This is a genomic window from Arthrobacter sp. NPDC058097, from assembly GCF_042884885.1.
Lineage (GTDB): Bacteria > Actinomycetota > Actinomycetes > Actinomycetales > Micrococcaceae > Arthrobacter.
In genome coordinates, this window is the sequence record NZ_JBHVSZ010000005.1 from 19,533 (window position 1) to 27,077 (window position 7,545).

The 7,545-nt window shown below is 66.4% G+C and carries 7 protein-coding genes; 2 read left to right on the top strand and 5 right to left on the bottom strand.

The genetic code is table 11. The features are described 5' to 3' along the window. The first annotated feature begins 56 nt into the window (after window positions 1-56). Window positions 57-608, top strand: coding sequence for a prepilin peptidase (locus tag ACFVTE_RS10125; RefSeq protein ID WP_387099815.1), 552 nt, complete (start codon window positions 57-59; stop codon window positions 606-608). 136 nt (window positions 609-744) lie between these two features. On the opposite strand, the gene ACFVTE_RS10130 is transcribed toward ACFVTE_RS10125, so the two are convergent. The 5 genes from ACFVTE_RS10130 to ACFVTE_RS10150 all read right to left on the bottom strand — a co-directional run bounded on the left by ACFVTE_RS10130 (window position 745) and on the right by ACFVTE_RS10150 (window position 6,172). Continuing rightward, window positions 745-2,460 (bottom strand): MDR family MFS transporter, encoded by a 1,716-nt coding sequence (locus tag ACFVTE_RS10130; RefSeq protein WP_387099817.1) that lies wholly within the window; start codon window positions 2,458-2,460, stop codon window positions 745-747. After that, on the bottom strand, window positions 2,457-3,149 hold the full coding sequence (locus ACFVTE_RS10135; protein ID WP_387099820.1) for a TetR family transcriptional regulator: 693 nt from the start codon (window positions 3,147-3,149) through the stop codon (window positions 2,457-2,459). The genes ACFVTE_RS10130 and ACFVTE_RS10135 overlap by 4 nt, the downstream gene beginning before the upstream one ends. Before the next feature lie 215 nt (window positions 3,150-3,364). Then, window positions 3,365-4,792 carry a class II fumarate hydratase gene (locus tag ACFVTE_RS10140; protein WP_387099822.1) on the bottom strand — a complete coding sequence of 476 codons (1,428 nt, stop codon included), beginning with the start codon at window positions 4,790-4,792 and terminating at the stop codon, window positions 3,365-3,367. Window positions 4,793-4,879: 87 nt separating this feature from the next. Then, the gene (locus ACFVTE_RS10145; RefSeq protein ID WP_387099825.1) at window positions 4,880-5,494 is read right to left on the bottom strand and encodes a carbonic anhydrase; all 615 of its coding nucleotides are present in this window, start codon (window positions 5,492-5,494) and stop codon (window positions 4,880-4,882) included. A gap of 9 nt (window positions 5,495-5,503) precedes the next feature. Then, window positions 5,504-6,172 carry a DUF4245 domain-containing protein gene (locus ACFVTE_RS10150; RefSeq protein WP_387100495.1) on the bottom strand — a complete coding sequence of 223 codons (669 nt, stop codon included), beginning with the start codon at window positions 6,170-6,172 and terminating at the stop codon, window positions 5,504-5,506. Window positions 6,173-6,378: 206 nt separating this feature from the next. Here ACFVTE_RS10150 and glpX point away from each other — a divergent pair, with 206 nt between their 5' ends. Beyond that, window positions 6,379-7,416, top strand: a complete 1,038-nt coding sequence (gene glpX / locus ACFVTE_RS10155; protein ID WP_387099828.1) for a class II fructose-bisphosphatase — start codon at window positions 6,379-6,381, stop codon at window positions 7,414-7,416. Window positions 7,417-7,545 lie beyond the last annotated feature (129 nt).

Consider the following 7,545-nt stretch of genomic DNA (forward strand, 5'->3'; position numbering starts at 1 on the left):
TCCACAGTTTACGCGCGCCCCCAGCGGCAGGCCGGGCAATCCAGTAGCATCCGAGTGTGATCCAACGACTGGGCGAACTGTGGGAAGCGGCACCGCCGGCATTCTGGCTGCTGCTGGCCGCGTGCGCCTACTTCGCCGTGATGGCGGTGCGGCTCACGGTCATCGATGTCCGGCACCACCTGCTGCCGAACCGGATCGTCTTCCCCTCCTATGGCGTGGCCGGGGTGCTGCTGCTGGGGGCGGTGCTCATTCTCGCCGTCGGGGACCCGTCGGGAGTGCCCGACGGCGCCGCCCGCCTTTTCGGCGTGCCGGCACTGAGGATTGCGGCCGGGGGAGCTGTGCTGTGGCTCTTCTACTTCGTGCTGCGGCTCGTGTACCCGCCGGGCATGGGGTTCGGGGACGTGAAACTCGCCGGCGTCCTGGGCCTGTACCTGGGCTACCTCGGCTGGCCGCACGTATTCGCGGGGACGTTCGCCGCATTCCTGCTTGGCGGGCTGTGGAGCATCGGCCTGCTGGCGCTGCGGCGCGGGACCCTCAAGTCGGCCATCCCGTTCGGGCCGTTCATGCTGGCCGGCGCAGCCGCAGCGATGGTGCTCGTCCCCGCGTGAGGGGAACCCCCAACCACCCGCACTACCAGCGCGAACGTACACCTGGGGCCCCAACGCAAAGCGCGAACGTACACTTGGGGCCCCAACCGACCGCGCGAACGGACAGTTGGGGCCCCAAGCCGCGCCAAGCGGCAGGTCAGCGGCGCTGGCCGGCCAGCTCGCCGTCGTCGTCCTTCACTCCGTCAGCATCACGAACCGCCGGTTCGAGCACTGCCGCCTCACGCAGTTCCGGCTCGCGGACGGAGGCCTCGCGCAGGGCGGCTTCCAGGAGCTCCGCCTCCTCGCCGCCCACGGCCTCGCCGCGGGCAACCATCCCGGCCGTGTCCGAGAGCGGGATCTGCTTCAGCGTGATGGCCAGGACCAGGGCCACGGCGATGAACGGAACGAGGTACCAGAACACCGGTGCGAGGGAGTCGGCATAGGCGTTGACGATCGCGTCCCGGAGCTGCTCCGGAAGCTGGCCGAGGGTCTGCGGATCCAGCGTCTTGGTGGACTGGGAGGCCTGGCTGGCAGACGCTCCGGCGCCGGTGAAGGCGTTTGTCAGGGACTCCGCCAACCGGTTGGTGAAGATGGATCCGAACACCGCCACGCCCAGCGCAGCCCCCACCTCACGGAAGTAGTTGTTGGTGCTGGTGGCGGTGCCGATCTGGTCTGCCGGAACAGAGTTCTGCACCACGAGGACGATGACCTGCATGATCAGGCCGAGGCCCGAGCCGAACAGGAACAGCTGGACGCAGATGACCCAGATGGGCGTCTCGGCCGACAGCGTGGTGAACCACAGCATGGCGGCGATGGTCAGGCTGGCGCCGAGGATCGGGAACATCTTGTACTTGCCGGTCTTGGAAATACGGATGCCGGAGTAGATCGACGTTCCCATCAGGCCGGCCATCATCGGGAGCATGAGGAGCCCGGACTCGGCGGCGGAGGTGCCCGAGGACATCTGCAGGAACGTGGGCACGAAGGCGATGGCGGCGAACATGCCCAGGCCCAAAGTGAAGCCGATGGCGGTGGAGTTCACGAAGATGCGGTTCGTGAAGAGGCTCAGCGGAATGATGGGGTCTTCCGCCCGGCGCTCCACCATGACGAAGGCCGCGGCAGCGATGACGAGGCCCGCGCCGAAGGCCCAGGTGACGGGCGAGTCCCAGCCCTCATCCTTCTTGCCGCCGAAGTCCGTGAAGAAGATCAGGCAGGTGGTGGCGACGGAGAGGAACAGGACACCCAGGATGTCGATCCGCTTTTCGGCCTTCTTGTTCGGAAGCGTCAGGGTGAACCAGGCGATGGTGAACGCGGCGATGCCGATGGGGATATTGATGTAGAAGGCCCACTCCCAGGTGAGGTGGTCCACGAAGAAGCCGCCCAGCAGCGGGCCGGCCACGGCCGAGAGGCCGAAGATGGCGCCGAGCGGTCCCATGTACTTGCCGCGCTCCTTGGCGGGAACGATGTCCGCGATGATGGCCTGCGAGAGGATCATCAGGCCGCCGCCGCCCAGGCCCTGGATGGCGCGGAAGATCACGAAGCCCCAAAAGTCCGTGGCGAAGGCGCAGCCCACTGAGGCAAGCGTGAACAGCGCGATGGCCACGAGGAACAGGTTCCGGCGGCCCAGGATGTCGCCGAACTTGCCGTAGACCGGCATGACGATGGTGGTGGCGAGCAGGTACGCGGTGGTGATCCAGGCCTGGTGCTCGACGCCGCCGAGCTTGCCGACGATGGTGGGCATGGCCGTGGAGACGATGGTCTGGTCGAGGCTGGAGAGCAGCATGCCGGCGATCAGCGCGGAGAAGATGATCCAGATGCGTTTCTGGGTCAGCAGCAGCGGTCCGGCTGCGGCTTTGGAACTGACGGCGGTGCTCATGGCTGTCCTTCTGCGGAGGTGGCTTCAGTGGGGGATGGGTCGGAGGCGGGGCGGGAGTACGGCTGGGAGAGCAGCAGCCTGGCGGCTTCGAAGTTTTCGAGCAGCAGGTCGCGGTACGGGCGGGTGTTGCCTTCGGAGAAGTAGGCGAGGCTGGTGTGCCGGGCAATGTTGCCCATGACCACCACCGCCATCCGCACCACGGGGTGGCCGGCCGGAACGCCTTCGCGCTGGGCCAGGAGCTGGGCGAAGTGGGCTTCCCGCTCCTCCGTGGCGCCGATGATCTTGAGCATCAGCTGCGGTTCCTTCTTGATGACGCCGATCAGCTGCCGGGTTTCCTCCTCGGAGCTGCTCATCCGCTCGGACATGCTGAGCGAGAGCTGGAGGAGGTCCTGCAGGAGGGTGGCCGAGATCTCGCCCCTTGGGGACCCCTGTCCGCCACGGAGGAACTCCTCGAAGACGTCCCCGGGCAGCTCATCGTCCACATGCCCCAGGATGGCGTCTTCCTTGGTGGGGAAGTAGTTGAAGAACGTGCGCCGGGAGATGCCCGCCTGTTCGCAGACGTCCTCCACGGTGTAGCCGCTGAGGCCCCGCTCGGAGGTCAGGGAACGCGCGACGGCGGTAATCGCAGCCCGGGTCGCCGCCCGCTTGCGCTCGCGGAGGCCGCCGCCAATAGTTGCACTATTATTCACAGAGTAAAGTTTTGCACTCAATCAAGAATGGTGCAACTTTGACTTGGGCTGGCCCGGGGCCTCTAACAAACCTCACAGGAGTTTTTGTCCACGTATCGCGACTTGGAGGGCCCTAAGTCGCGATATCTGGACAAAAACTCAAGAACGACGACGGCCGCCCGCCTTCGCTGGGAAGGTGGGCGGCCGCCGTCGTACTTCTTGAAATGCCTACAAAATCAGGCCTTGTGGGCCGGAGCCGTCATGGTGGTGACGTCCAGTGCCTTGTCCAGGTCGGCCTCGGAAACCTTGCCCTCGCCCTCGCCGACGAAGCCGAGCTTCTCGGTGGCCTGGCGGACGGTGAGGCCCTCGGCCACGGCCGTCTTGGCGATCTTGGCGGCGTTTTCGTAGCCGATGTACTTGTTCAGCGGGGTGACGATGGACGGCGACGCCTCGGCGAGGAAGCGGGCACGCTCGACGTTGGCGGTGATGCCGTCGATCATCTTGTCGGCCATGACGCGGCTGGTGTTGGCCAGCAGGCGGACGGACTCGAGCAGGTTGGCGGCCATGACGGGGATGCCGACGTTCAGTTCGAAGGCGCCGTTGGTGCCTGACCAGGCGATCGCGGTGTCGTTGCCGATGACCTGGGCGCAGACCATGATGGAGGCTTCGCAGATGACGGGGTTGACCTTGCCCGGCATGATGGACGAGCCCGGCTGCAGGTCCGGAATGGCGATTTCGCCGAGGCCGGTGTTGGGGCCGGAGCCCATCCAGCGCAGGTCATTGTTGATCTTCATGAAGGAGATCGCGATGTTGCGCAGCTGGCTGGAGGCTTCGATGAGGCCGTCGCGGTTGGCCTGGGCCTCGAAGTGGTCGCGGGCCTCGGTCAGCGGCAGGCCGGTGTCCGTGGCGAGCAGTTCGATGACGCGCTCCGGGAAACCGGCCGGGGTGTTGATGCCGGTGCCCACCGCGGTGCCGCCGAGGGGAACTTCGGCAACGCGGGGGAGCGCGGCGTTGATGCGCTCGATGCCGTAGCGGACCTGCGCGGCGTAGCCGCCGAATTCCTGGCCCAGGGTCACCGGGGTGGCGTCCATGAGGTGCGTGCGGCCGGACTTGACGACGTCCTTGAACTCAACGGCCTTGCGCTCCAGGGATTCGGCGAGGTAGCCGAGGGCCGGGATGAGGTCGTTGATCAGCGCCGAGGTGGCGGCAACGTGGACGGAGGTGGGGAACACGTCGTTGGAGGACTGGGAGGCGTTGACGTGGTCGTTGGGGTGGACCACCTTGTCGCTGCCGGCAGCCTTGAGGGCACGCGAAGCCAGCTCGGCGAGGACCTCGTTGGTGTTCATGTTCGAGGACGTGCCCGAACCGGTCTGGAAAACGTCGATGGGGAAGTCGCCGTCGTACTTGCCCGTGGCCACCTCGTCGGCAGCGTCAGCGATCGCCTTGGCCAGCTCGCCGTCGAGCACACCCAGTTCAGCGTTGGCCTGGGCAGCGGCCTTCTTGACCCGGGCCAGCGCCTCAATGTGCGCACGTTCCAGGGTTTTTCCGGAGATCGGGAAGTTCTCGACTGCACGCTGCGTCTGTGCGCGGTACAGGGCGTTCACGGGGACGCGGACTTCGCCCATCGTGTCATGTTCAATGCGGAACTCTTCAGTGGAAGTCATGGGGCTAGCTTAGGACGCCCGGGCGCCGCATCGAAAACCGTGAACGGCTTGCTACAGGCGGCCCGCCCGGGCGCTTTCGGGCCTCTATTAGAGATCGCCGATTCCGGAAACAAGCTCCGCGTGGCCCTCGGCCAGGCTGTAGGAGAGACCGATGACCGCTGTCCGGCCGGACTCGATTGCGTCTGAAATCACACGCGAGCTGTCCACGAGGCGCTGGGAGGTCTGTTTGACATGCTCCACCACCATGTCGTTGACCTCCGTCTGCTCGTTCCGCAGGGAGGTGAGAACCGACGGCGTGATGCGCTCCACGAGGTCGCGGATGAAACCCGTCGGCATCTGGCCGGTTTCGACGGCGTCCTTCGTGGCACTGACCGCTCCGCAGCTGTCGTGGCCGAGGATCACGATCAGCGGCACGCCCAGCACGCCGATGCTGTATTCGAGTGAGCCGAGGACGGCGTCGTCGATGACCTGGCCGGCGGTGCGGACGACGAAAACGTCACCGAGTCCGACGTCGAAGATGATTTCAGCGGCGAGCCGGGAGTCCGCGCAGCCAAAGATCACCGCGAAAGGATGCTGGTTCTCCACGAGCGAGGAGCGCCGCGAGGCGTCCTGGTTCGGGTGCGAGGATTCACCGGTTACGAAGCGTTCGTTGCCTTCGCGCAGACGGCGCCAGGCCAGGGCAGGAGTCAGATTAGTCGTCACCTGCCCACCTTACGGCGCGGGGGTCACCGAGGGGGAAACAATGACAGCAGGGTTACTTTCCAGGGATTTGACGACGGCGGCAGCCAGGACCGCGAACTCGTCCAGGTTGGCGTCGCCCGCAAGGACCACGGTGGTGCCGCGGTAGGCGAGGACCATGCTCTTCTCACCCTTGCCGGTGTCATGCAGTTCCCAGTCCTTACCGCCGGCGTTGCGCGTGCCGGTGACGGGGGCGTTCTTGGTCTGCTGCAGGAGCCACGTTGGGTTGGCCTTGCTGGTCTGGGTCAGGCCGATGAATTTTTCCTTGGGGGTCACATACCCGACCTCCCAAGCCGCGACGCCGGTGCCGGAGGCGGCCGTCCAGCGGGCGTAATTCGGGTGGAATGTGTCGCCCGGCGCGGGGGCCGCGGGTGTGAATCCCGCCACACCTGCGGCGTTCCCGGCCACGGCGCTGACGTCGATGTTGGGGCGGAAGCCGTCCGACTTCGGGGACGGATTCATCAGGACGATCGGCAGGAACGCAGCGACGCTCACCAGCAGGGCAATGATCATTCCGATCACCGAGGCATTGGCCCGCTTCGCGGCGGCCGCGGGGATTACGGGCTTAGCCGGCTGGCCTGGTGTTGCCGGGGAGGGGGCGGCGGCCTGGAGGCGGCTCGAGGGGGCGGACTGGTCCTGCATATCACTCACCCTTCTATAGTCGCGCATGCGGGGTCCGAACTCACATTCGAAGCCGGCGGCGGTGAGGCCGTGCGCCCGTTACGGTGCGGGGTCATGCGCCGCCCGGGACCCCGCCGTGACGACTATGATCAGTTACAGAGGAATCACCGCGATGGTCGACTCAGGCCCCGCGGGTTCAATGATCGCCACTCGAAGAAGAGGTTCACGTGTCACCAGCGTCCATTACCCAGAAGTACTCAACGCTTTCCCCGTCGCTCGCTGTCGGAACCGACGAGCCGGACCGCAACCTCGCCCTTGAACTTGTCCGCGTCACCGAAGCCGCGGCAATCGCCGGCGGCCACTGGGTGGGCTTCGGCGACAAGAACAAGGCGGACGGCGCCGCCGTCGACGCGATGCGTTCCTTCCTTCAGACCGTCCACTTCAACGGCGTCGTGGTCATCGGTGAAGGCGAAAAGGACGAAGCCCCGATGCTGTTCAACGGCGAACAGGTTGGTGACGGCACCGGCCCCGAGTGCGACGTCGCCGTCGACCCCATCGACGGAACCCGCCTGACCGCACTGGGCATCAACAACGCCCTGGCCGTCCTGGCCGTGGCCGAGCGCGGCTCCATGTTCGACCCCTCCGCCGTGTTCTACATGGAGAAGCTGGTCACGGGTCCTGAAGCCGCCGATATGGTTGACCTGCGTCTGCCGGTCAAGCAGAACCTGCACCTGATCGCCAAGGCAAAGGGCGTGAAGGTCAACCAGCTCAACGTCATGATCCTGGACCGCGACCGCCACCGCCCTCTGGTGGAGGAGATCCGCGAAGCCGGCGCGCGCACCAAGTTCATCATGGACGGCGACGTTGCAGGTGCCATCGCGGCTGCCCGCTCCGGCACCGGCGTGGACGCCCTCATGGGCATCGGCGGTACCCCGGAAGGCATCGTTGCCGCCTGCGCCATCAAGTCCCTCGGCGGCGTGATCCAGGGGCGGCTGTGGCCGACCAGCGACGACGAGAAGCAGAAGGCGATCGACGCCGGACACGACCTCGAGCGGGTCCTGTCCACCAACGACCTCGTCACCAGCGACAACTGCTACTTCGCGGCCACCGGCATCACCGACGGCGACCTCCTCCGCGGCGTCCGGTACAACAAGGAGAAGGTCCTGACGCAGTCGATCGTCATGCGCTCCAAGTCCGGCACCATCCGCTTCGTGGACGGCGAGCACCAGGCCAGTAAGTGGGAAGGCTACGCCCGCAAGAGCTAGCCCCTTCGGCTCCGGCCGTTTCAAGCACACGCCTCGCGCGAACGTACAGTTGTGGGGGCGGCCCCCCCCCCCACCCCCGGCGCCCCCCCCACCGAACACGGCGGCAACCCCCCCCCGGGCCAGAGGCGG

Bases quoted from the DNA above. Each gene is read 5' to 3' on its own strand.
- ACFVTE_RS10130 (WP_387099817.1), bottom strand. From the start codon at position 2,460: ATGAGCACCGCCGTCAGTTCCAAAGCCGCAGCCGGACCGCTGCTGCTG.
- ACFVTE_RS10140 (WP_387099822.1), bottom strand. From the start codon at position 4,792: ATGACTTCCACTGAAGAGTTCCGCATTGAACATGACACGATGGGCGAA.
- ACFVTE_RS10150 (WP_387100495.1), bottom strand. From the start codon at position 6,172: ATGCAGGACCAGTCCGCCCCCTCGAGCCGCCTCCAGGCCGCCGCCCCC.